The sequence below is a fragment of the Mycobacterium sp. NGS27 genome (genome assembly GCF_059813005.1).
Window position 1 is genome coordinate 196,051 of the sequence record NZ_JCALDT010000004.1, and the last position, 23,560, is coordinate 219,610.

Genomic DNA, 23,560 nt, shown 5'->3' on the forward strand with positions numbered 1-23,560 from the left:
ACGGGCCACGACCAGTTGATCCGCGCCGTGTCCAGCCGAAGTCCGGGAGCCGAGCCGCGTGCGCCGCTGGGCGGTCGACGGTGGCGCTGCCGCCGAACGTATTCGGCAATCTCCGACGAATCGGGAGGCGACATAGCGCCGACCGTCTTGAACGGTCCCACCCCGAATAGAATTCTTTTCGTGGGAAAGAAGCGCACACCCGAACAGTGCATGTACTGCGGCAAAACTGCGCTCATGACCCGCGAACACATCTTCCGGGCGTCGTGGCGAGACAAAATCGAGACCAACGAGCACCTAACGAACTTGCCGGGTGTCGACCGCAAATACATCACGTACGGACCCGACAACTCTAAGATCACCTCGAAGTCGGAGGACCTCTTCTCCGTGACACTGCGGCGAGTGTGCGACGACTGCAATAACCGGTGGATGAACCAGCTTGATTCCGTGGTAGAGCGGTGGGCACTTGACCCTAACAACGATGACAATCGGTGCGATCCGAAAGAGTTTCGGCGCTGGGCAATCAAAATTGCATTGCTCCGCGAAGCGTATGACAACCTGTTTATCGTCGACTCTGCTGATCCACCAAAGATTTTCGCCGGTGAGGACATACCGGAATGGCACGTGTACATCGGCCACACCGCGGTACCCGAACACCGGCACGCGATGTGCGGAATCGGGCCGGTGTTGTTGGGACCGCCAGGTGGGAAGCCGTTCGGGATTACACAAGTATCTTGGACACTCGGCCACAGTCTAGTTACGGCGCTACGTATCCATGGAACGGACATGATTTCGGGCAACTGTTACCGAAATTTTCGGCAGTACAACCGGGTTCGAGGAGGCGTGGTCCGTGAAGTCAAGCCGACTGACAGCGAAATGCCTACAGTTCGGCTAGTGAAAGCCTTGTCCGCAAATGAGATTCAAGAACTCGTCTGGCTCTACACGCCACATCCGTCTTCCCCGTTCGCAGACGAAGTACGCAAGGCAAACGAGGGAGCACGCACGCTCGCAGACCAACTCGGGGTTGAGTGGCGCGATTCAGTCTAGTCAGTGTGAGCATCTGACTCACATGGCTAAACGTGCCAGGCCGAAGCGATTCGAGCCTGGCACGTTTAGAACTGTTGCCAGCCTTTCGATTTCCCAGACTCGATGGCGCGCTGATCGGCCAGTGGCGTCTCTAGCCGTGTCACCGTGACTTCACGGCCGTTGTGCCGTTCGATATGTCGGCGCGCATAAACTTTCGACGTGTCGTTCATCGGTGCGAACCTTTCGACTTGGGTGCTGCCCCGGACGCCCAACCCTCGGCGACCCACCGTTGTGCCACCGCATCGGGCACGTCGGCGGTGTCGCCACTGTCGAATACTTCCCCGTCGTGGACGCACTGGAACCCTTGCGCCACTCTCACTTTCGCCATGATTTGCTCCTATCGCTATATGCTTCGCTGCTACGACGTGGGCAGACCGGTGAGTTTCAGTACAGCACTTGGCCTTTCGACCGCGAGGTTCAGCCGTTCCTCGCAGACGAACCGCACGATGTTCGACGTGAAGTCGTTGCCGTCCGTGCCGGTCCGCAACGTGATCGACTCTCGCAGCACCACGAACCCGAACTTGTTGGTGTCCAACACAAGCGCCGTCCCGGCCGCAATTTGCGTGGTAGCAATAACGTCGATGCCCCAGACCTGATTAGCCTGCTCGGCGCTCGGGTCGGCGTTGAGCAGGTAGCGCCCCTGCGTGTCCTTGCACCTGCGCACCGCTGAGAACGTGGGCGGATGCAGCACAACAAGATTCGCCTCGGCCAGCGCCGCACCGGTTCGCAGCGACGCTATCGCCTTCTACACCGCATCCAGGGCCGTGTCGGCGCCGATGGTCGCGGTGAGAATGCCTGTCGTGGAAAGGAACCCGGTCAGACGAGCCGTAGTTCCGTCGCCCGCGATCAGTTCCGCGTTCTCGGTGTTGATTACCTGCCGCGTCAACTCCTGCTGCACGTAGGTCACGAACCGGTCCCAATCGGACAGAATTTCCCACGACACACCAGTGTGTGCCGCGAGTTTCTTTGCAGAAACAGTGATTTGGTCAGTTGTGTAGACCAGCTCCGGCTTCTGCTCACCCTCGGCAACAATCGCCGGTGCTCCGGTTGTCGCCGTATGACGGACGTGGAGTTGGATGCGGCGATACAGTCGGCCACCAAGGCTGCCAAGAACGCGAACGCGTGATGGGCGGAAGCCGGTTCGACCAGTTCTAACCTCTAAATCGGTGGATCGACCCGGTACGCGAATCGCACTGAATAGTCGTACTGGGTGTGCCGATGATATTTGGTGCCTTCGGCGTACAGATAAACGCCCATTGCTTGGAATGTCCCGACCTCGTCGTCGGTCACATGCCAAGTGAGTTCGACTGGACGACCGGCTTTTTCAAGCACCTTCTGCCGTGGTTCTATGCCTAGAAGACTCGCCCGCAGTTCAAAGCGCAAATCGCGATCTTGGGCATCAAACGCGGTCGCGGTGAAGGTTACGAGGTCCCCCGGATGCAGCACAATCGCGGTAACAATGTCGTGGTTTATCTGGTCAGGTGCCTCGCCGTTGTAGGTGTTGCCGAATGAATCGATTATTGACTCGATTCGGGGGTAGTGGTCTCCCGCCGGGTCTTGTGTGGTCATGAAGATCGTCACCTGATTCCTGATTTGTCCGGCAATCCCCGAGTACAGCTCCTTTTCGAAGGTGACAAGTTCCCGGTGGTGGGCGACCGTGTTACGGAGGTTGTCAAACCGTTTGAGCAGAGCCACTGTCGAAGCCCTCTTACCGAGAGCCGGGGCCAGCGGCTGCCAATGCTTCTCGACGAAGCTGAGTAGGTCATAGAAATTGGCGTATGCAAGCCCGACGGACGGAACGACCGCCACCCCTTTACGCGTTGTCTGTTCAGTCGCAGCGCGGCCAGCCCATTCGTTTCTCTGGTCTTCTGTGGTGATTCGGTCGAGCCAGTCATCGCCGTAGGCGTCGCGGTATGCGTGCGTCATGAGTTGCCGTAGAGCGTTCTCGCATGTTTCCAGCGCGACTGTCGGGTCGAGGGCCACCACAATGATCTAGTTTGGCATGCAGTGGCTGCACCAGCAGCGCCCCTGTTTGCGGCGCAGTGCAGAAGCGGTATGCCGGAATGCCGCGCGAGCGCACCATTTTCGTGAGTTAGAGCGAGTCGTTGCGGGCCCGCTGCCGGCCGGGGCGGCCGAATCCGCGTCACCAGCTAACGGTTAAATACCGTATCTAGCTGGACTTTCTTCTGTGGAGCTAAGGGGAATCGAACCCCTGACCTACTCGATGCGAACGAGTCGCGCTACCAACTGCGCCATAGCCCCTGACCGCTAGCAGGCTACCAGCCGCGGCACCAACCGCCGAACTGCGAGCGCTACTCGCCGACCGCGCGCGGCAGGTCCCGGGGCCAGCCGAAGGTCCGCATCGCCATCGCGTAGTCCAGGTGCTCGAAGACGGGGTCCTCGTCGTCGATCTCCAGGACCACCGCGCCGGGGCGCCGCAGCCGCGACGGGATCACGTCGTAGTCGCGGTCGTAGGCGTTCTCCACGCCGAGTCGCGCCCGCGCCATCCGCTTCATCCGGCGGTGCCGCACCTTCTCCTCGATGCGCGTCTGGCGGCGGAGGTAACCCAGGTAGAGCAGGGTGATCGCGGTGGCGCTGCCGCACGCCCACCAGGCCGCCGGCGAGACCTTGAAGGCCGCGGTGGCCGAGCCGATCAGCACGAGCGCCATCGCGATCAGGACCTTCTTGCGGAAGGCGTACTTGCGCGCGCTGACCGCGGCCGCGGTCTTGGTGTCGAACCGGCGCCGCCGTGCGGCGTTGCGCGGCATCGGCGCCGGCGCCTCGTCGTCGGCGTCCTCACCCTCGGCCGCGGGCTCCAAACCGGACGAGTCCTCGATGTACTCGTAGCGGTCCTCGTCCTCGCCGCCGCGCTCGGCGACGGCCTCGGTGTCGGCCTCGTCGCCTTCGACGGGTTCGACGTCGGCCGTGTCCGCCTCGGCAGCAGAACCACTGGCGCCCACCGGAAGTACGTGAGAGTCCTCGACGACGTCGACATCGAGGTAGTCGGGTTCGGTCGGCTCGGCGACCGCCATCCGCATCGCGACCGGGCGCTGGCGGCTCAGCTCGTCGGTGTCGGCGTCGTCCGCCACATCATGGTCGCGGTCCTCGTCCTCGGAAAAGCGTTCGTCGTCGAGGTCGGTGTCGGTCGAGTCTTGCGGCGGCGTCCAGTCGGGGTCGCTGCGATGCCCGGCGGCCGGACCGCTGCGCTTGATCAGCCGGGAGTTGCCCCCGCCGTTGAGCACCCGGGTCGCCAACGCCACGTCGCTGGTGCGCCGCACCGCGTCGCGTTTGCTCACGAGCATCGGCACCAAGACGAACAGCCATAGCACCACGAGCGATATCCACAACAATGACTGCGGGATGCTTGGCATGTTGACCTGCTCTCTTCGGTGTCCATCGCCCGCGAAGCCCATCTCTGGCCGACGCGGCCGGGTCCAACTGACCAGGACAATTACACACCTGTAATTTGCCTCTCACAAGCACCATGAGTCACTCGTGTCGCGCCAGTCCCAGAACGGCAACGATTTGGACTCCTCGGCCGCCGCGGGAGACCCTGGGAGCGGACGGCCTCGCAACGGCCAGCGTCACACCCAGCTGGCGTTTCCGGCGCGCACCAGCGTCGATGCCACCGATCCGCTCACTTCTTCGGCGGTGATGGCCATCAGCAGATGATCCCGCCACGCCTTGTCGACTTCCAGGTAGCGCTGCAACAAGCCTTCCTGGCGGAACCCGACTTTTGCCAGCACCGCGCGGCTCGCGGCGTTTTCCGGGCGCACGGTGGCCTCGACGCGATGCAACATCACCGGGCCGAAACAGTGATCCAGGCCCAGCGCCAAAGCCGCGGTCGCGACGCCGCCGCCGGTGGCCGAGCGCGGCACCCAGTAGCCGATCCACGCCGAACGCAACGCACCGTGGGTGACGTTGCCGATGGTCAGCTGGCCACAGAACTGGCCGTCGAGTTCGATGACGTAAGGCAGCATCCGCCCCTGCCGCGCCTCCGCACGCAAACCAGAACACAACGCCGGCCACGCCGCCACCGCGTGGCGAGTCGTCCAATCGCCCTCGGAACTGGGCTCCCACGGTTCCAGATGCGCGCGATCGGTCAGCCGGATCCGGCTCCACTGCGCGCCATCGCGCAACCGCACCGCCCGCAACCGGACGACGCCGGCCGAAACCCGAAGCGGGCCAACGCTCATGGGCCAACCGGGATGACGGGAATTGGAGCGCAACAGGTTCACCGGGTACGCAGTCTTTTCGCTCAGCCGCGCTGAGCCAGGAAGGCGACGTCGACGATCTCGCCGGTGCGAATCTGCTCGGCGCCGCTGGGCACCACGACCAGACAGTTCGCTTCGGCGAGGGTGGCCAGCAGGTGCGACGACGCGCCCGGACCGCCGCCGAGCGCCTGCACCAGATACTCGCCGCTGTCCTGGTCGCGCATCAGCTGGCCGCGCAGGAAGCCCTTGCGCCCGGCCACCGACGTGATGGGTGACAGCGTGCGCGCCTGCACGATGCGGCGCATCGGCTGACGCTTGCCCAGCGACAGCCGAATCAAGGGGCGGACCATCACCTCGAAAACCACGAGTGCGCTCACCGGGTTTGCCGGCAACAGGAACGTCGGGACGCCCTCGCGGCCCAGCTGCCCGAAACCCTGGATGGATCCCGGATGCATGGCGACCCGCACGACCTCCAACTCGCCGAGCTCGGCGAGCACCTGGCGCACCGCCTCGGTCGCGGCGCCCCCGACCGCGCCGGCGATCACGATCACCTCGGCTCGATTGATCTGGCCCTCGACGATCTCGCGGAGTTCGCGGGGGCCGCCGCTGACGATGCCGACGCGGTTGACCTCTGCGCCCGCATCGCGGGCCGCGGCCGCCAGCGCGTAGGAGTTCACGTCGTAGACCTGCCCGTTGCCCGGGGTACGCGAGATGTCGACCAGCTCGCCGCCCAGCGCCATGATCGTCACCCGGGGACGCGGGTGCACCAACACCCGTTCGCGGCCGACCGCGGCCAGCAGCCCGACCTGCGCCGCGCCGATCACCGTCCCGGACCGCACCGCCACGTCGCCGGGCTGGACGTCGTCGCCGGCGCGGCGCACGTAGGCGCCCGACGGGGCGCCCCGCAGAATCCGCACCCGCTGGGTCCCGCCATCGGTCCAGCGCAGCGGCAGGACCGCGTCGGCAAGGGTCGGCAAGGGGGCCCCGGTCTGCACGCGCACGGCCTGGCGCGGCTGCAACCGGCTAGGCGTGCGCGAACCGGCCTCGACGGTGCCCATCACCGGCAGCACCAGGCCCTCGCGCCCGTTGCCCTCGCCGGAATCGTCGAACGGTCCCGGCAGACGTTCACTGCCCACCTCGCCGACACCGATCACGTCGACGCTGCGCACCGCGTACCCGTCGATCGCGGCCTGATCGAACCCGGGCATCGGGCGTTCGGTCACCACCTCCTCGGCGCACATCAGTCCCTGCGCCTCGGCGATCGCCACACGTATCGGCCGCGGGGCCACCGCGGCCGCCGTGATCCGGGCCTGCTGCTCTTCCACCGAACGCACAGCGCGCCTCTCTGCCCTCAAACCCGGCGGGCGCCGCGCATCGGGCGACCCGCTCACTGCGCAGGCGGGGCATCCCCGCCCGGGACCGCTACGCGCTCCGCCGGCCTCCGCCAGCCGGGTGACCGCCCGGCTAGTGTTCGGCCAGGCCCAATCGCGCCACCAACCACTGCCGCAAATCCGGGCCGTAGTCGTCACGATCCAATGCAAAGTCAACCGCAGCCTTGAGGTAGCCGCCGGGATTTCCCAAGTCGTGTCGAGATCCGCGATGCACGACCACGTGCACCGGGTGGCCCTCCTCGATCAGCAAGGCGATCCCGTCGGTGAGCTGTACTTCGCCGCCGGCCCCACGCTCGATGCGGCGCAACGCATCGAAGATGGCGCGGTCGAGCACGTAACGGCCGGCCGCGGCGAACAGCGACGGCGCGTCCCCGGCCGGAGGCTTCTCGACCATGCCGTTGACCTTGAGCACGTCGGGATTGTCGTCGTCGGGAATGGGTTCGACATCGAAAACGCCGTAGGCGCTGACCTCCTCGGGTGTCACCTCGATGGCGCACAACACCGTGCCGCCGTAGTGCGCGCGGACCTTCGACATCGTGCCCAGCACGCCGGTGGGCAGCACCAGGTCGTCGGGCAGCAACACCGCGAGGGCGTCCTCGTCGTCGGCCAGCCGCGACTCCACGCAGCCGATCGCGTGCCCCAGCCCCAGCGGCTCGCTCTGTACCACGGACTCGACCTTGATCAGCTGCGGCGCGCGGCGGACTTTGTCGAGCATCGCCGTCTTGCCGCGCTCCTCCAACGTGCTTTCCAGCACCAGGTCTTCGACGAAGTGCGCGACGACGCCGTCCTTGCCCTCCGAGGTGATGATCACCAGCCGCTCGGCGCCGGCCTCGGCCGCCTCGGCGGCCACCAGCTCGATGCCCGGCGTGTCGACAACCGGCAACAGCTCCTTGGGGACCGTTTTGGTCGCCGGCAAGAAGCGGGTCCCGAGACCCGCGGCGGGCACGACTGCAGTGCGTGGCACCACCACGTGTGGGCTTGACATTGTTCACACGATAACCCGCATCGGCTCGGCCGAGTCGCTGTGGCGCGTCCGAAGACCTGGCTGTCATGGTTGACGCATGGCGACCACCGGCAAAGCCGCGCTGCGCGACCAGCTGCTCGCCGCCCGGCGTCAGGTTGCCGACGACGTTCGCGTCGCCGAGGCGCAGCAGGTATGCGCGCGACTGGAAGCCCTGGAAAGCATTGTGACCAGCGACAGCACGGTCTGCGCCTACGTGCCGGTGGGCACCGAGCCGGGGTCAATCGACATGCTCGATACGTTGCTGCGGCGCGCCGGACGGGTCCTGCTGCCGGTCGCGCGCACAACCGCTGACAACGCGCCGCTGCCGCTGTCCTGGGGCGAATACCGGCCCGGCACCCTGACCACCGGGCGGTGGGGGCTGCTCGAACCGCCGGAGCCCTGGCTGCCGGCGTCGGCCCTGGCGCAAGCCGGCGTGGTGCTGGTGCCGGCGCTTGCCGTGGACCGCCGCGGCGTGCGGCTGGGCCGGGGCCGGGGCTTCTACGACCGCTCTCTGGGACTTCGACGCCCACACGCGCGGCTGATCGCGGTCGTTCGGGACACCGAGGTGCTCGACGAATTACCGGCCGAGCCGCACGACGTCCCCATGACCCACGCGCTCACACCACGACAGGGATTGATCGACCTCGCCGGCCCCTGATGGGAATGAGTCATGTCACGTGGCGGTTCTAGCACTTGAGACGCTAGAGTGCTAACCAGGTTTGTGATCATCCGGAGGTTTTTGTGCCGACTTACAGCTATCAGTGCACCGAGTGCGACGATCGCTTCGACATCGTGCAAGCCTTCACCGACGACGCGCTGACCACGTGCGAACGCTGCTCCGGGCGGCTGCGCAAGCGCTTCAACTCCGTCGGCGTGGTGTTCAAGGGCAGCGGCTTCTACCGCACCGACAGCCGCGAGTCGGGCAAGAAATCGTCGAGTTCGAGCAACGGCTCCTCGTCGAGTGACTCGGGATCGAGCAGCTCGGCCTCCAGCGAAACGTCGGGCTCCGGCTCGGGCGAGAAGTCCAGCTCCAGCTCGAGCGACAAGTCGAGCAGCAGTTCGGCAACATCGACGGCCGCCGCGACCAGCTGACGGTTATCCACACCGGCGTTGCCGGCCGTGAGCCCGGGCGCCGGGTTGCGCCTACCGTTGCGACGTGGGCGAATCATCGCTGAACCCAAGCCTATTGACCCGGCTGTCGCTGTGGCTGCGCCCAGACTGGACTCGCACCGTGCCGGCACGCCGAGTCGCCGCGGGCGGGCTGGTCGTGCTGGCCGCAATCGCGACGCTGCGCTCCAATCCCGCCGGTGACTACGCACAAGTCGTGGTGGCCGACCATGACCTTCGTCCCGGTGTCGGGTTGACTCCCGCTGATGTTCGACTCGAAAAGCGTTTGACCGCAACCGTTCCCGACGGGGCGCGAGCCGACCTGGGCGCGGTGGTGGGTTCGACGCTGACCGGCCCGACACGACGCGGCGAGGTCATCACCGACGTCCGGTTGTTGGGAAGCCGGTTGGCGGAGGCCGCAGTCGGGTCAAAGGCGGGGCCGGGCGCTCGCATCGTGCCGCTGCATCTGGCCGATGCCGCCCTGATCGACCTCGTGCGGGTCGGCGACGTGGTCGACGTCCTGGCCGCGCCGGCCGCCAGCGCGCCGGACAATTCGCACGCCGCCCCCAAGGTGGTGGCCACCGACGCCGTGGTGGTGCTCGTGTCGGCCAAAGAAAAGATTCAGGCCGCCGATGCCGACCGCGTAGTGTTAGTTGCGCTGCCGGCTCGTGTGGCGAACGCGGTAGCAGGGTCGGCGCTGGGCCAGACCGTCACGCTCACCCTGCACTGAGTGCCTGGCCGTCGCTGGTCCGCCAGCCGACAGCAGATTCTGTCCAGTCCCAGAAAGGCGTCTCAATGCTCAAAGGGTTCAAGGAGTTTCTCTCCCGGGGCAACATCATCGACCTGTCTACCGCGGTGGTCATCGGTACCGCGTTCACCGCACTCGTCACGACTTTCACCAACGCCATCATCAAGCCGTTGATCAACCGGATCGGGGTCAACCAGAAGTCCGACCTCGGCGTCCTGCGGATCGGCATCGGCGGCGGCCAGACCATCGATCTGAACGAAGTCCTGTCGGCCGCCATCAACTTCGTGATCATCGCGGCGGTCGTCTACTTCCTGGTCGTGCTCCCGTACACCACATTGCGCAAGCGCGGTGAGGTCGAGCCGGCGGACGACGCGCAGGTCGTCCTGCTCAAGGAGATCCGCGACCTGCTCGCGCAGACCAACGGCGACGCGCCGGGCAAGCACGGCACTGTGACCACCACGCCTCCACCCGAGCACGGGCCCCGCGCGGAAGCCGAATCGAAGTAACCGCGTCGGCTTGCCGCGGGGCGCACCTCTCGGCGCGGTCTTAGATCTCCAGGCTCGACAGTTGCCCGATGATCTGGGCCGCCAACGGGTTCAGCGTCGCCATCCCGTCTCGCACCGCGTAGCGGGAGCCCGCCAGGTTGACCACCAGCGTGCTGCCGGACACCCCGGCCAGACCGCGTGACAATCCGGCGTCGATGATCCCCGCCGACAGCCCCGAGCCGCGGATCGCCTCTGCGATGCCGAGGATTTCGCGGTCCAGGATCTCGCGGGTGGCTTCCGGGGTGACGTCGCGGGGGGTGACGCCCGTCCCGCCGACCGAGACGACCAGGTCGACCCCGCCGATCACCGCGGTGTTCAGCGCGTTGCGGATCTCGACCTCGTCGGCGGCGACCGCGACCACCCCGTCGACGACGAATCCCGCCTCGGTCAGCAGTTCGGTCACCAGCGGACCGCTGTGGTCCTCGTCCCCATGAGCGGTGCGATCGTCGACCACCACAACCAAAGCCCGGCCAACTACCAGTTCCGCACCCGTTTCCATGGAGGCAACCGTATATCCGAGCTCAGACAATCCCGGCGCCGAGGGTTCGTCCACTCTCACTACTGATCCGCCTTTCCGAGGGTGACCGGCAATGTCCGGCTGCCGCCGCCAGCGGGATCCTGGAACGTCAGCGAGATCTTGTCGCCGGGTGCTTTGGACCGCACGGCCGCAACCAGCGCGTCGGCGCTGTTGATGGGCCGGTCGTCGACCTTGGTGACGACCACGTTCTTGGGGACGCCGGCGGCTGCCGCGGCACCGCCCGCGACGACGTCGACGACCTTGGCACCGGGGGTGCCCTTGTCGTTCATCACCTGCACGCCGAGCGAGGCGTGGGACGCCTTGCCGCTGGCGATCAGTTCGTCGGCGATGCGCTTGGCCTGATCGACCGGGATGGCGAAGCCCAGACCAATCGAACCGCTCTGGGCGTCCGGCGAGTCGGCGCCCAGGGTGGCGATGGCCGAGTTGACGCCCACCAGCTGGCCGTTCATGTTGACCAGCGCGCCACCGGAGTTACCGGGGTTGATCGCGGCGTCGGTCTGGATCGCGTCCAGCACGGTGTTCTGGTTGCCCGACTCACCGGTGGTGGACACCGGCCGGTTCAGCGCGCTGACGATGCCGGTGGTGACCGTGCCCGACAGACCCAGCGGCGAGCCGATCGCGACGACCGGCTGGCCGACGTGCAGGTCGGACGAGGAGCCCAGCGAGATGGGCGTGAGTCCGGAAATGCCCTGCACGCGAATCACGGCGATATCGCTGGTGGGGTCCGCGCCGACCACGGTGAACGGCGCGGTGCGGCCGTCAGAGAAGGTCACCGTCGTCTTGGGCGTCGGGGCGCCGGCGCCGGCACCGCCCGGGCCACCCGGTACGCCGGGAGGCACCGGAACCCCGGTCGGGCCTCCGGGCCCCTTCGGCGGTCCCGCCGCGGCGGCGATCACGTGGTTGTTGGTCAGGATCAGCCCGTCGGTGGACAGGACGATGCCGGAGCCCTCTTCGGACGCCCGACCGATGTCGGTCTCGAGCATCACGACGCTGGGCACCACTTTGGAGGCGACTTGTTCGACGCTGCCGGGCGGCATGTTCGCGGCCGGGACACTGGGCGCCGCCCCGATGACCCGACCGCCACCGTTGCCCGTCGAGTGCGTGCCGAGCTCGATCGCGGTGGCAGCGGCACCGCCGATGCCGGCCGACACCACCGCGACGGCCAACGCGCCGACGATCAAAAGGCCTGCGCGAGAACGCTTTTGGGGCTCCGGTGGGATGGGCATGCCCGGCGGCATGCCGGGAATCGGACCCGCGCCGGTGCCTCCCGGTATCGGACCCACACCGGTTCCGCCGGGGATCCGGCCCGGCCCGGTGTTGCTGAAGGGCTCGTAGGGCGGCCGGAACTGGGTCGTCGGCGACGACGAGGGCTGCGACCGATAGCGCCAGTCGTATTGCTGGTTGTACGGCTGCTGTTGTCCCGGGGCATAACCTGGGGACACCGCATGGCTGGGGACTGGCGCAGTCTGATTGGGCGCGGGGGGGTATCCCGGCTGCTGCGGCGGTGGCGAATACCTCGGGTCATTCGTCATGTCGCTAAGTCGCTCTTCCTCTATCTCAGTGTTTCGGCAAGTCGACGGCTGGGTCCAACAGTAGCCGCAGACCTACCTTGCCCGCGCGGACTGAGAGTCCACTGAGATAACGTTCGCTGATTCCCGAGAGTTCGCCTCATCGCCGGCCGGCGCTCGAGAAGGGTCGGTCGCGATGTCTATCTGGCCGGTTTGCCGCTCAGCGGCGCCAGGCGTGCCGTGCGTCGGGGCGGGTAACGGCCGGCCGGGCAGCAGGACATAGAACGAAGTACCCGGCGGCTGGCCTCCCGGAACGGTGTCCTCGACGCGCAGCAGTCCCCCGTGATTGAGGACCACCTTCTTCACAATCGCCAGCCCGAGGCCCGAGCCCGGCATGGCGCGTGCCGTCGTCGATCGGTAGAACCGCTCGAACACCAGACGGCGCTCCTGGGGCGGAATGCCGGGGCCGTGGTCGGCGATCACCAGCTCGGCGTGCGACGGGTCGAGCTGGCGCATAGTGACACCGACGTGGCCACCGGGCGGGCTCCACTTGGCCGCGTTGTCCAACAGGTTCAGGACCGCCCGAGACAGCCCCGCGGCGTCGCCGTACGTCTGCCACGGCGTCACGTCGACGTCGAAGTGAATGTCGTTGCGCCGCCGCCTGACTCGCTCCAGGCTGCGATCGATGACTTCGGACACGTCGACGGACTCGTGCACCACCTGGCCGGCGTCGTCACGGGTCAGATCCACCAAATCGCCTACCAGCGTTGACAATTCCTCGATCTGCGCGATGACATCCGCGCGCAGATCGACCATCTCCTGCTCGGGTAGGCGCGGCGCCCCCGGCTCCATCGCGGCCATCAGCAGCTCGACGTTGGTTCGCAGCGACGTCAGTGGGGTGCGCAGTTCGTGCCCGGCGTCGGTGACCAGCCGCGCCTGCCTCTCCCGGGACTCGGCCAGCGCGCGCAGCATCAGGTTGAACGACTCGGTGAGCCTGGCCAATTCGTCACTGCCGAACACGGGGATGGGCCTCAGGTCATCGGTGCGCGCCACCCGCTCGGCCGCTTCGGTCAAGCGCGCCACCGGGCGCAGCCCTGCCCTGGTGACCATGCCCCCCGCCACCGCGGCGACCGCCACACCGACCCCCCCGACGATCAGCAGCACCCAGCGCAGCCGGTTCATCACCGCTTCGGTGGGCTTGAGGCTCTTGGAGATCAGCAACGACGTGCCGTTCTGCAGGTGCACGGCAAGGATTCGCTGATCACCGGCGGTACGGCGCGACATGAACAAATCACCGTGGATGACCGCTTTTTCCGGTGCGCCGACCGGCAGGGTCTGGCCCGGCTGCTGGGCGGTATAGATCGCGTGGCCCGGGTTCACCAGCATCGCGTTGACGTCGGAATACGCGGTGCCCTCGATGGCCTTGCCCGGGTCCGCGGCCAGCGAGCCGCTGGCGATCAGCAGTTGCGCCCGGCTTTGCAGCTGGTTGTCGATGTCGCTGTACAGCGCGGCGGAGATCACGGCGTAGACGGCGAAGGCCATCAACACCACGACCATCGCGACCATTGACATCGCCAGCAGCATCACCCGCCACCGCAACGACAACGAGGGCGTTGCGCGCAACGGTGGGCGCAGCGGTGGACGTTGAGGCCGGGGAAACCGGATCATCGAGCGGCCCGCATCGTCACGGGGGTGTCTCCCGAAGGACGTAGCCCACGCCGCGCACTGTGTGGATCAGCCGCGGCTCCCCATCGGCTTCGGTTTTGCGCCGCAGATAGCCCACGTACACCTCCAGCGCGTTGCCCGAGGTGGGGAAGTCGAAGCCCCACACCTCCTCGAGGATGCGGCTGCGGGTGAGCACCCGGCGCGGATTGGCGATCAGCATCTCCAGCAGCGCGAATTCGGTGCGGGTCAGGCTGATGCGGCGCTGACCGCGGGTGACCTCGCGGGTCACCGGGTCCAGCGTCAGGTCGGAGAACGTCATCGCCACCGATTCGGCGTCGTCCTCCGGCTTGGTGCGGCGCAACAGCGCGCGCATCCGGGCGAGCAGCTCTTCCAGGGCGAACGGCTTGGGCAGGTAGTCGTCGGCGCCGGCGTCGAGCCCGGCGACCCGCTCTGACACCGAATCGCGCGCCGTGAGCACCAGGATCGGCAGGTCGTCACCGGTGCTGCGGAGCTGGCGGCAGACTTCGAGGCCGTCCAGGCGCGGCATCATCACATCCAGGACGAGCGCGTCGGGGCGATCGCTCGCGATCAGTTCGAGGGCCTCGACCCCGTCATGGGCCAGCTCAACGGAGTAGCCGTTGAAGGACAGTGACCTACGCAGCGACTCGCGCACCGCGCGATCGTCGTCGACGACCAGTATTCGCACGGCCCCTAGTTTCGTCCCACCGCCTGAGACTGACCTGAGAGGCGCGCCGTGAGGGGGCTAGCGGCGGTCGAGGTCGATCAGACCGAGGCGGGCCGCCTTGAGCAGCCTGCGGGGCACTTTGTGCCGCTGACCTGCGACCGTCACACCGACGAGTTCGGTCTTCTCGGCCTTCCACTGCGCGCGCCGGCTACGGGTGTTCGCGCGCGACATTCTGCGCTTGGGTACGGCCATGGTCGGGCCTGACTCCTCAATCTGGGACTTGCAGTTCGGCATGTCGCGCGGCGTGGCCGGTGGGCCGATCGGGCGGGCGACGATCGCACATCAGAATAGTCGCTGGTCGGCTTGTCGCCAAAATGGGCGCCGCGCCGGCCGGCAGGCTCGCCGAGATTGCCGCGAGGGCTGTGACTTTTCTGCGAAGTGCGACCCCATGGGCAATCTCGGCGCCAAGGGAGTCACCAGGCATCCTTGACGTGACACCGGCGGTACCCGCTAACCTACCGGTTGGTTGGGTGGTCCGAATCGGTCGAATCCGCGAATGGAGGACAGGCATGGCCTCTGCGTCCGGCGCCTCTGGTGCTTTGGGCAGCTCCGGTGCGGTCCGAATCGCCAACTGTTCGGGTTTCTACGGCGACCGGCTGTCGGCCATGCGCGAGATGCTCACGGGCGGTGACGTCGACTATCTCACCGGCGACTACCTGGCCGAACTCACAATGCTCATCCTGGGCCGCGACAAGATGAAGCATCCCGAGCGCGGCTACGCCAAGACCTTTCTGACCCAGCTCGAGGACTGCCTGGGCGAGGCGAGTGACCGCGGCGTCCGCATCGTCGCCAACGCCGGCGGCCTCAACCCGGCGGGCCTGGCCGATGCGATACGCGCCCTGACGGAACGGCTGGGCATCGACGCCCGGGTCGCCCACGTGGAGGGTGACGACCTGTTGCCGCGCGCCGCCGAACTCGGGCTGGGCACCCCGCTGACCGCGAACGCGTACCTGGGCGCCTGGGGGATCGTCGACTGCCTCGACAGCGGCGCCGACGTGGTCGTCACCGGCCGCGTCACCGACGCCTCGGTGATCGTCGGGGCGGCCGCGGCCCACTTCGGCTGGGACCGCACCGACTACGACAGGCTCGCCGGCGCCGTGGTCGCCGGCCACGTCATCGAATGCGGGGTGCAGGCCACCGGGGGCAACTACTCGTTCTTCACCGAGGTCGCCGACCTCACCCACGCCGGCTTCCCCCTGGCCGAGGTCAGCGCCGACGGATCCTCGGTGATCACCAAACACCCGGGCACCGGCGGCCTGGTCAGCGTCGACACCGTCACCGCGCAGCTGCTCTACGAGATCACCGGCGCGCGCTACGCCAACCCGGACGTCACCGCCCGGATGGACAGCGTCGAGCTGTCGTCCGACGGGCCCGACCGGGTGCGCATCAGCGGGGTCCGCGGCGAGGCCCCGCCACCCACCTACAAAGTCTCGACGAACAGCATCGGCGGGTTCCGCAACTCGATGACTTTCGTGCTGACCGGCCTCGACATCGAGGCCAAGGCCGACCTCATGCGCCGGCAACTCGACGCCGCGCTCACCGTCAAGCCCGCCGAACTGCAATGGTCGCTGGCCCGCACCGACCACCCCGACGCCGACACCGAAGAAGCCGCCAGCGCGCTGCTGCACTGCGTCGTGCGCGATCCCGACCCGGCCAACGTCGGACGCCAATTCTCCTCGGCCGCTGTCGAATTGGCGTTGGCCAGCTATCCGGGATTCCACGTGACCGCGCCGCCGGGCGACGGCCAGGTCTACGGGGTGTTCACCCCGGGCTACGTCGCCGCCGATCAGGTACCGCACGTTGCGGTACACGCCGACGGCACCCGCGTCGACATCGCTTGCACCACAGAAACTCTCGAGCTCTCCCCCGCCGCCGAGCCACCGCTTCCCGAACCGTTGCCGGGCGGGGCCGCCCGGCGGGCGCCGCTGGGCCGCATCGCCGGCGCCCGCAGTGGCGACAAGGGCGGCTCGGCCAATGTCGGGGTGTGGGTGCGCACCGACGAGCAATGGCGTTGGCTGGCCAACACGTTGACCGTCGACCTGCTCAAGGAGCTGCTTCCAGAAGCGGCTGACTTCGACGTCGCCCGCCACCTGCTGCCGAATCTGCGGGCGGTCAACTTCGTCATCGACGGCATCCTCGGCCAGGGCGTCGCATACCAGGCTCGGTTCGACCCCCAGGCCAAGGGGCTAGGCGAATGGCTCCGCGGCCGCTACCTCGACATCCCGGAGAGTTTACTGTGAATCTTTGGACCACGCCCGAACGCGAACAGTTGCGAAAGACGGTGCGCTCGTTCGCAGAACGCGAGATCCTGCCCCACGTCGACGAGTGGGAGCGCAGCGGCGACCTGCCGCGCGAATTGCACCGCAGCGCCGGAGCCGCCGGACTGCTGGGTGCGAACTTCCCCGAATCGGTCGGCGGTGGTGGCGGCGACGGCGCCGACGCGGTGATCATCTGCGAGGAGATGCATCAGGCCGGAGCGCCGGGCGGCGTGTTCGCGTCGTTGTTCACCTGTGGCATCGCGGTACCACACATGATCGCCTCGGGCGATCAGCGGCTCATCGACTCGTTCGTTCGCCCGACGCTGGCAGGCGAACTGATCGGTTCACTCGCCATCACCGAACCCGGCGGCGGTTCCGATGTCGGACATCTTCGAACCTCGGCGGTTCGCGACGGTGACCACTACATCGTCAACGGCGCCAAGACTTACATCACCTCGGGAGTCCGCGCCGACTATGTGGTCACCGCCGTGCGCACCGGAGGCCCCGGCGCGAGCGGGGTTTCGCTTCTGGTGGTCGAGAAGGGCACGCCAGGTTTCGAGGTGAGCCGCAAGCTCGACAAGATGGGCTGGCGCTCCTCGGATACCGCCGAGCTGTCCTACACCGACGTCCGCGTCCCGGTGGCCAACCTGGTCGGCGCCGAGAACAGCGGCTTCGCCCAGATCGCCCAGGCCTTCGTTTCCGAACGCATCGGCCTTGCCGCACAGGCATATTCGAGTGCCCAGCGGTGCCTGGACCTGACGGTGCAATGGTGCCGCGACCGCGAAACGTTCGGACGCCCATTGATATCGCGCCAATCGGTGCAGAACACGTTGGCCGAGATGGCCCGTCGCATCGACGTCGCCCGGGTCTACTCGCGCAGCGTGGTAGAGCGGCAGCTCGCCGGCGAGACGAACCTGATTCCGCAGGTGTGCTTCGCCAAGAACACCGCCGTCGAGGCCGGCGAATGGGTGGCCCACCAAGCCGTCCAGCTGTTCGGCGGCATGGGTTACATGGCCGAATCCGAGGTCGAACGCCAATACCGGGACATGAGAATCCTCGGCATCGGCGGCGGGACGACCGAAATCCTCACCGCCCTGTCCGCCAAACTTCTGGGATTCCAATCATGACCGTGCTGCAGTCCACCCTCGACGCGGAGGCCACCGCCTTCACCGACGCGGCGGCGGCCGCGTTGACGAAACTCGAGGAAATCGACAATGAGTTCGCCAACGCCCTGGCCGGGGGCGGGGCCAAATACGTTGAGCGCCATCATGACCGCGGCAAGCTGACGGCCCGCGAACGCATCGAATTGTTGGTCGATCAGGATTCGCCGTTCTTGGAACTCAGCCCGCTGGCCGCCTGGGGCAGCGCATTCAAGGTCGGCGCCAGCACGGTCACCGGCATCGGCGTGGTCGAAGGCGTCGAATGCATGATCGTCGCCAATGACCCGACGGTCAAAGGCGGCACCAGCAATCCGTGGACCCTGAAAAAGATCCTGCGGGCCAATCAGATCGCTTTCGAGAACCGGCTTCCGGTGATCTCCCTGGTGGAGTCCGGGGGTGCGGACCTGCCCACGCAGAAGGAAATCTTCATTCCCGGCGGACGGATGTTCCGCGATCTGACGCGGCTTTCCGCGGCCGGCATCCCCACCATCGCGTTGGTGTTCGGCAACTCCACCGCGGGCGGCGCGTATGTCCCGGGCATGTCCGACCACGTGGTGATGATCAAGGAACGATCGAAGGTCTTCCTCGCGGGCCCCCCGCTGGTGAAGATGGCCACCGGTGAGGAGTCCGACGACGAATCGCTCGGCGGCGCCGAAATGCATGCCCGCGTCTCGGGTTTGGCCGATTACTTCGCCGTCGACGAACTCGACGCGATCCGGATCGGACGTCGCGTCGTCGCCCGGTTGAACTGGGCCAAACAGGGGCCGAAACCCAAGCCGGTCACCGCGCCGTTGTTCGATACCGAGGAACTCATCGGCATCGTGCCGGCGGATCTGCGCATCCCGTTCGACCCCCGCGAAGTGATCGCCCGCATCGTCGACGGCTCCGAATTCGACGAATTCAAGCCGCTGTACGGGGCCTCGCTGGTGACGGGCTGGGCCCAACTGCACGGCTATCCGATCGGCATCCTGGCCAATGCGCGCGGGGTGTTGTTCAGCGAGGAGTCCCAGAAGGCCACCCAGTTCATCCAGTTGGCCAACCGCTCCGACACGCCACTGTTGTTCTTGCACAACACCACCGGCTACATGGTGGGCAAGGACTACGAAGAGGGCGGGATGATCAAGCACGGCTCGATGATGATCAACGCCGTGTCCAACTCGACCGTCCCGCACATCTCGCTGCTGATCGGCGCCTCCTACGGCGCGGGCCACTACGGCATGTGTGGCCGCGCCTACGATCCGCGGTTCCTCTTCGCCTGGCCGACGTCGAAGTCCGCGGTGATGGGCGGCGCCCAGCTGTCGGGCGTGCTGTCGATCGTGGCCCGGGCGGCCGCCCAGGCGCGCGGCCAGCAGGTCGACGAGGAGGCCGACGCGGCGATGCGGGCCGCGGTCGAGGGGCAGATCGAAGCCGAGTCGCTGCCGCTGGTGCTGTCCGGGATGCTCTACGACGACGGGGTGATCGACCCGCGAGATACCCGCACCGTGTTGGGAATGTGTCTGTCCGCCATCGCCAATGGCCCGATCAAGGGGACGTCGAATTTCGGCGTCTTCCGGATGTGAGCCCCATGGTTTCTCGAGTTCTGGTCGCCAACCGCGGTGAGATCGCCCGGCGGGTGTTCGCCACCTGCCGCCGGCTCGGCCTGGGCACCGTCGCCGTCTACACCGACCCCGACGCGAGCGCGCCGCACGTCGCCGAGGCCGACGCCCGGGTGCGGCTGGACAAGACCAACGACTACCTCAACGCCGACGCCCTCATCGCCGCGGCCCGCGCCGCGGGTGCCGACGCGATACACCCCGGTTACGGATTCCTCTCGGAGAACGCCGATTTCGCGGCCGCCGTCCAGGACGCCGGACTGACGTGGGTCGGACCCCCGGTGGCCGCCGTGCGGGCGATGGGCTCCAAGATCGAGTCCAAGAAACTGATGGCCGCCGCCGGGGTTCCGGTGCTCGACGAGCTCGACCCCGACACCGTCACCGAGGCGCAGTTGCCGGTTCTGGTCAAGGCCTCCGCGGGTGGCGGTGGTCGCGGCATGCGCGTGGTTCGGGAATTGTCCGCGCTCGCCGGCGAAGTCGCCGGGGCGAGCCGGGAAGCGCAGTCCGCCTTCGGGGACCCGACCGTGTTCTGCGAGCGCTACCTGCCGACCGGACACCACATAGAGGTCCAGGTCATGGCCGACGCCCACGGCACCGTGTGGGCGGTCGGCGAACGCGAATGCTCGATTCAGCGCCGGCACCAGAAGATCATCGAGGAGGCTCCGTCGCCGTTGGTGGAGCGCACAGTTGGCATGCGCGCCAAGCTGTTCGACGCGGCCCGGTTGGCCGTCGAGGCCATCGGCTACACCGGGGCCGGGACGGTGGAGTTCCTGGCCGACGACGACGGCGAGTTCTACTTCCTGGAGATGAACACCAGGCTGCAGGTCGAACACCCGGTCACCGAAGAGACCACCGGCCTCGATCTCGTCGAGCTGCAGCTCGCCGTCGCGGACGGCGCTCGCCTCGGCGCGCAACCCCCTGCCGCGCAGGGACATTCGATCGAGGCCCGGCTCTACGCCGAGGACCCTGCCAAGAACTGGCAGCCACAGGCCGGTTTGATGCGCGCGTTCGAGATGCCTTCCGTCCGGGCTGAGTTCAGCTCGCTGGGGCACCGGACCGGGATCCGGCTGGATTCGGGCATCGTCGACGGGTTCACCGTCTCCATCCACTACGACCCGATGCTGGCCAAGGTCATCTCCTACGCCCCGACGCGCCGTCAGGCGTCGCTGGTTCTCGCCGACGCGTTGGCCCGCGCCCGCGTGCACGGCGTGCGCACCAATCGCGATCTTCTGGTGAATGTGCTGCGGCATCCGGCGTTCCTCGACGGCGCCACCGACACAGCGTTTTTCGACACCCATGACTTGGCGCGGTTGGCGGCGCCACTGGGCGACGCCGCCGTGATCCGGCTGTCCGCCGTCGCGGCCGCACTCGCCGACGCCGCGCACAACCGCGCTACCGCGCCGGTGCTGAGCGCCGTTCCCAGCGGCTGGCGAAACCTGTCATCGGGGCACCAGGTCAAGGACTACCGCGACGAGCAGGCTCACGAGCTTCGGGTTCAATACCGTTTCACCAGAACCGGTTTGGTGCTGCCCGAAGACCCGTCGGTGCAGCTGGTGTCGGCCACGGCCAATGACGTGGTCCTGCGGGCCGACGGCGTCGAGCACAGCTTCTCGGTGCGCCGCTATGATTCCGATGTCTACGTCGATTCCGCCCTCGGGCCGGTGCACCTGATCGCGCTGCCCCGTTTCCCCGAGCCGGGTTCGACCGTCGAAAAGGGCTCACTGGTCGCCCCGATGCCCGGCAGCGTCATCAGGCTTGGTGCCGCGATCGGCGAGGCGGTCACCGCCGGACAGCCCTTGATCTGGCTGGAGGCCATGAAGATGGAACACACCATCGCCGCCCCGGTCGACGGGGTTCTCGCCGAACTCAATGTCAAGACCGGTCAGCAAGTCGAAGTTGGCGCTGTGCTGGCAAGAGTGGAAGCGCCGCAATCAGAAGGAGATCCAGCATGACCGACACCAGCTTCATCGAGAGCGAGGAGCGTCAGGCCCTTCGCAAGTCGGTGGCTGCGTGGGCAGCCAATTACGGCAGCGAGTACTACCTGCGCAAGGCCCGTGCCCAGGAGCACACCGACGAATTGTGGTCGGAGGCAGGCAAACTCGGCTTCCTCGGGGTGAACCTGCCAGAGGAGTACGGCGGTGGCGGCGCCGGCATGTACGAGCTGTCGTTGGTCATGGAGGAAATGGCGGCCGCGGGTAGCGCGCTGCTGCTGATGGTCGTCTCGCCCGCCATCAACGGCACCATCATCAGCAAGTTCGGCACCGAGGAGCAGAAGAAGCGCTGGATTCCCGGCATCGCTGACGGCACGCTGACGATGGCGTTCGCCATCACCGAGCCGGACGCCGGCTCCAACTCGCACAAGATCACCACGACCGCCCGCCGGGACGGCAGCGACTGGATCCTCAAGGGCCAGAAGGTCTACATCTCGGGTATCGACCAGGCGCAGGCGGTACTGGTGGTGGCACGCACCGAGGAGGCCAAGACCGGCAAGTTACGCCCCGCGCTGTTCGTCGTGCCCACCGACGCGCCCGGCTTCAGCTACACCCCGATAGAAATGGAACTGATCAGCCCCGAACGCCAGTTCCAGGTCTTCCTCGACGACGTCCGGCTGCCCGGCGACGCACTGGTCGGCGCCGAAGATGCCGCTATCGCACAGCTTTTCGCCGGTCTCAACCCGGAACGCATCATGGGCGCGGCGAGCTCCGTCGGGATGGGACGCTTCGCCCTGAGTCGGGCCGCCGACTACGTCAAGACCCGCCAGGTGTGGGGCACCCCGATCGGCGCGCACCAGGGCCTGTCACATCCGTTGGCACAGTGCCACATCGAAGTCGAGCTGGCCAAGCTGATGTTGCAGAAGGCCGCCACCCTCTACGATTCCGGCAACGACATGGGCGCGGCCGAGGCCGCGAACATGGCCAAATACGCTGCGGCCGAGGCGGCTACGCGGTCGGTGGACCAGGCGGTGCAGTCGATGGGCGGCAACGGGCTGACCAAGGAATACGGTGTGGCGGCCATGCTGGCCTCGGCCCGGCTGGGCCGCATCGCTCCGGTCAGCCGCGAGATGGTGCTGAACTTCGTCGCGCAGACATCGCTGGGCCTGCCCCGAAGCTACTGATGGCCACCCTCGTCGAATACACCGCCGACGGGTACGTTGCGCGGCTGACCCTGAATTCCCCGCACAACCGCAACGCGCTGTCGACGACCTTGGTCAATCAGCTTCACCAAGGGCTGCGCGACGCGGCGGCCGATCCCGCCGTGCGCGTCGTGGTGCTCGGCCACACCGGCAACACGTTCTGCGCGGGCGCGGATCTCTCTGAAGGAACCTCGAGCAGCGATCCCGCCGAGGCGACCGCCCAGCGCTCGAAGGAGATGGCCCAACTGTTGCGTGCGATCGTCGAGGCGCCGCTGCCGGTGATCGTCGCGGTCGACGGCCACGTTCGCGCCGGCGGCATGGGACTGGTCGCCGCGGCCGACATCGCCGTCGCCGGCCCCAGCAGCACCTTCGCGCTCACCGAGGCCCGGATCGGCGTCGCCCCGGCCATCATCTCGTTGACGCTGCTGCCGAAGCTGTCGCCCCGGGCCGCGGCGCGCTACTACCTGACCGGTGAGAAGTTCGGCGCCACCCAGGCGGCCGAGATCGGGTTGATCACCGAGGCCGCCGAGGACGTCGACGCCGCAGTCGGCAAACTGGTCTCCGAAATCGGCCGGGGATCGCCTCAGGGCCTCGCGGCCTCCAAGGCACTGACCACGGCCGCGGTGCTGGATGGGTTCGACCGCGACGCCGAGCGGCTCGCCGAGGAATCCGCCCGACTGTTCGTGTCCGACGAAGCCCGCGAAGGCATGCTGGCGTTCTTGGAGAAGCGTCCGCCCAACTGGGCCGGTTAGCCACCGAGAAGTTAGCCAGATGTCAAACAGGGGGTCCGGCCGGACGGCCGGCGGCGTGGCCCGGGCGGGCGCAACGTTGCAGTTTAGCCAATCCTCTTGCGGCAAAACCTGGACGTCG

At 67.2% G+C, this 23,560-nt stretch carries 23 protein-coding genes, 1 tRNA gene and 1 pseudogene; 11 read left to right on the forward strand and 14 right to left on the reverse strand.

All coding sequences use genetic code 11. The features are described 5' to 3' along the window. The first annotated feature begins 180 nt into the window (after positions 1 to 180). Complete coding sequence (locus AC5Y30_RS12395; RefSeq protein WP_499918452.1) at positions 181 to 1,044, forward strand: hypothetical protein; 864 nt, start codon at positions 181 to 183, stop codon at positions 1,042 to 1,044. A gap of 65 nt (positions 1,045 to 1,109) precedes the next feature. Here the strand turns inward: AC5Y30_RS12395 and AC5Y30_RS12400 are convergent, their stop codons facing one another. The 9 genes and pseudogenes from AC5Y30_RS12400 to AC5Y30_RS12440 form a co-directional block, all read right to left on the reverse strand. After that, the gene (locus AC5Y30_RS12400; RefSeq protein WP_499918453.1) at positions 1,110 to 1,253 is read right to left on the reverse strand and encodes a hypothetical protein; all 144 of its coding nucleotides are present in this window, start codon (positions 1,251 to 1,253) and stop codon (positions 1,110 to 1,112) included. Beyond that, positions 1,250 to 1,411 carry a hypothetical protein gene (locus AC5Y30_RS12405; protein WP_499918454.1) on the reverse strand — a complete coding sequence of 54 codons (162 nt, stop codon included), beginning with the start codon at positions 1,409 to 1,411 and terminating at the stop codon, positions 1,250 to 1,252. The genes AC5Y30_RS12400 and AC5Y30_RS12405 overlap by 4 nt, the downstream gene beginning before the upstream one ends. Before the next feature lie 30 nt (positions 1,412 to 1,441). After that, positions 1,442 to 2,350 (reverse strand): annotated as a pseudogene (locus AC5Y30_RS12410) (phage major capsid protein). After that, positions 2,242 to 3,069: a hypothetical protein gene (locus tag AC5Y30_RS12415; RefSeq protein ID WP_499918455.1), complete on the reverse strand. Its 828-nt coding sequence runs from the start codon at positions 3,067 to 3,069 to the stop codon at positions 2,242 to 2,244. The pseudogene AC5Y30_RS12410 and the gene AC5Y30_RS12415 overlap by 109 nt, the downstream one beginning before the upstream one ends. 203 nt (positions 3,070 to 3,272) lie before the next feature. Next, positions 3,273 to 3,345, reverse strand: a tRNA-Ala gene (locus AC5Y30_RS12420). A gap of 50 nt (positions 3,346 to 3,395) precedes the next feature. Then, positions 3,396 to 4,454 carry a divisome protein SepX/GlpR gene (gene sepX / locus AC5Y30_RS12425; protein ID WP_499918456.1) on the reverse strand — a complete coding sequence of 353 codons (1,059 nt, stop codon included), beginning with the start codon at positions 4,452 to 4,454 and terminating at the stop codon, positions 3,396 to 3,398. 213 nt (positions 4,455 to 4,667) lie between these two features. Beyond that, positions 4,668 to 5,321 carry a GNAT family N-acetyltransferase gene (locus tag AC5Y30_RS12430; RefSeq protein WP_499918457.1) on the reverse strand — a complete coding sequence of 218 codons (654 nt, stop codon included), beginning with the start codon at positions 5,319 to 5,321 and terminating at the stop codon, positions 4,668 to 4,670. Positions 5,322 to 5,341: 20 nt separating this feature from the next. Then, positions 5,342 to 6,631, reverse strand: coding sequence for a molybdotransferase-like divisome protein Glp (gene glp, locus AC5Y30_RS12435; RefSeq protein ID WP_499918458.1), 1,290 nt, complete (start codon positions 6,629 to 6,631; stop codon positions 5,342 to 5,344). Between the two features lie 130 nt (positions 6,632 to 6,761). Beyond that, a complete protein-coding gene (locus AC5Y30_RS12440; RefSeq protein WP_499918460.1) occupies positions 6,762 to 7,673 on the reverse strand; it encodes a UTP--glucose-1-phosphate uridylyltransferase in 912 nt (303 codons plus the stop codon). 76 nt (positions 7,674 to 7,749) lie between these two features. Between AC5Y30_RS12440 and AC5Y30_RS12445 the strand changes: the two genes are divergently transcribed. From AC5Y30_RS12445 to mscL, 4 genes are all read left to right on the forward strand, one after another. Next, entirely contained in the window at positions 7,750 to 8,349 is a 600-nt protein-coding gene (locus tag AC5Y30_RS12445; protein ID WP_499918461.1) for a 5-formyltetrahydrofolate cyclo-ligase, read from the forward strand. A gap of 83 nt (positions 8,350 to 8,432) precedes the next feature. Further along, positions 8,433 to 8,783, forward strand: coding sequence for an FmdB family zinc ribbon protein (locus tag AC5Y30_RS12450; protein WP_499918462.1), 351 nt, complete (start codon positions 8,433 to 8,435; stop codon positions 8,781 to 8,783). Positions 8,784 to 8,847: 64 nt separating this feature from the next. Further along, the gene (locus tag AC5Y30_RS12455) at positions 8,848 to 9,528 is read left to right on the forward strand and encodes an SAF domain-containing protein (RefSeq protein ID WP_499918463.1); all 681 of its coding nucleotides are present in this window, start codon (positions 8,848 to 8,850) and stop codon (positions 9,526 to 9,528) included. A gap of 65 nt (positions 9,529 to 9,593) precedes the next feature. Next, a complete protein-coding gene (mscL, locus tag AC5Y30_RS12460; protein ID WP_499918464.1) occupies positions 9,594 to 10,052 on the forward strand; it encodes a large-conductance mechanosensitive channel protein MscL in 459 nt (152 codons plus the stop codon). Between the two features lie 40 nt (positions 10,053 to 10,092). Here mscL and AC5Y30_RS12465 read toward each other — a convergent pair whose 3' ends face one another. From AC5Y30_RS12465 to rpmF, 5 genes are all read right to left on the reverse strand, one after another. Then, positions 10,093 to 10,590: a MogA/MoaB family molybdenum cofactor biosynthesis protein gene (locus AC5Y30_RS12465; protein ID WP_008254072.1), complete on the reverse strand. Its 498-nt coding sequence runs from the start codon at positions 10,588 to 10,590 to the stop codon at positions 10,093 to 10,095. Positions 10,591 to 10,649: 59 nt separating this feature from the next. Beyond that, positions 10,650 to 12,161, reverse strand: coding sequence for a S1C family serine protease (locus tag AC5Y30_RS12470; protein ID WP_499918466.1), 1,512 nt, complete (start codon positions 12,159 to 12,161; stop codon positions 10,650 to 10,652). A 72-nt stretch (positions 12,162 to 12,233) separates the two neighbouring features. Then, the gene (locus AC5Y30_RS12475; protein ID WP_499918467.1) at positions 12,234 to 13,805 is read right to left on the reverse strand and encodes a HAMP domain-containing sensor histidine kinase; all 1,572 of its coding nucleotides are present in this window, start codon (positions 13,803 to 13,805) and stop codon (positions 12,234 to 12,236) included. 16 nt (positions 13,806 to 13,821) lie between these two features. Continuing rightward, positions 13,822 to 14,508: a two-component system response regulator MprA gene (mprA, locus tag AC5Y30_RS12480; protein WP_067930060.1), complete on the reverse strand. Its 687-nt coding sequence runs from the start codon at positions 14,506 to 14,508 to the stop codon at positions 13,822 to 13,824. Between the two features lie 57 nt (positions 14,509 to 14,565). After that, complete coding sequence (gene rpmF / locus AC5Y30_RS12485; RefSeq protein WP_003872812.1) at positions 14,566 to 14,739, reverse strand: 50S ribosomal protein L32; 174 nt, start codon at positions 14,737 to 14,739, stop codon at positions 14,566 to 14,568. 317 nt (positions 14,740 to 15,056) lie between these two features. On the opposite strand from rpmF, the gene AC5Y30_RS12490 reads away from it, so the two are divergent. Genes AC5Y30_RS12490 through AC5Y30_RS12515 form a run of 6 tightly spaced genes read left to right on the forward strand, consistent with a single transcriptional unit; the run spans position 15,057 to position 23,442 of the window. After that, entirely contained in the window at positions 15,057 to 16,787 is a 1,731-nt protein-coding gene (locus AC5Y30_RS12490) for an acyclic terpene utilization AtuA family protein (RefSeq protein WP_499918469.1), read from the forward strand. Continuing rightward, positions 16,784 to 17,932: an acyl-CoA dehydrogenase family protein gene (locus AC5Y30_RS12495; RefSeq protein ID WP_499918470.1), complete on the forward strand. Its 1,149-nt coding sequence runs from the start codon at positions 16,784 to 16,786 to the stop codon at positions 17,930 to 17,932. The genes AC5Y30_RS12490 and AC5Y30_RS12495 overlap by 4 nt, the downstream gene beginning before the upstream one ends. A 2-nt stretch (positions 17,933 to 17,934) precedes the next feature. Beyond that, complete coding sequence (locus AC5Y30_RS12500; RefSeq protein WP_499919006.1) at positions 17,935 to 19,524, forward strand: acyl-CoA carboxylase subunit beta; 1,590 nt, start codon at positions 17,935 to 17,937, stop codon at positions 19,522 to 19,524. 5 nt (positions 19,525 to 19,529) lie between these two features. Next, positions 19,530 to 21,509, forward strand: a complete 1,980-nt coding sequence (locus AC5Y30_RS12505) for an acetyl/propionyl/methylcrotonyl-CoA carboxylase subunit alpha (RefSeq protein ID WP_499918471.1) — start codon at positions 19,530 to 19,532, stop codon at positions 21,507 to 21,509. Next, positions 21,506 to 22,672, forward strand: a complete 1,167-nt coding sequence (locus tag AC5Y30_RS12510) for an acyl-CoA dehydrogenase family protein (protein WP_499918472.1) — start codon at positions 21,506 to 21,508, stop codon at positions 22,670 to 22,672. Before AC5Y30_RS12505 ends, AC5Y30_RS12510 begins: the two co-directional genes overlap by 4 nt. Then, the gene (locus tag AC5Y30_RS12515) at positions 22,672 to 23,442 is read left to right on the forward strand and encodes an enoyl-CoA hydratase family protein (RefSeq protein WP_499918473.1); all 771 of its coding nucleotides are present in this window, start codon (positions 22,672 to 22,674) and stop codon (positions 23,440 to 23,442) included. Before AC5Y30_RS12510 ends, AC5Y30_RS12515 begins: the two co-directional genes overlap by 1 nt. Positions 23,443 to 23,560: the final 118 nt, after the last annotated feature.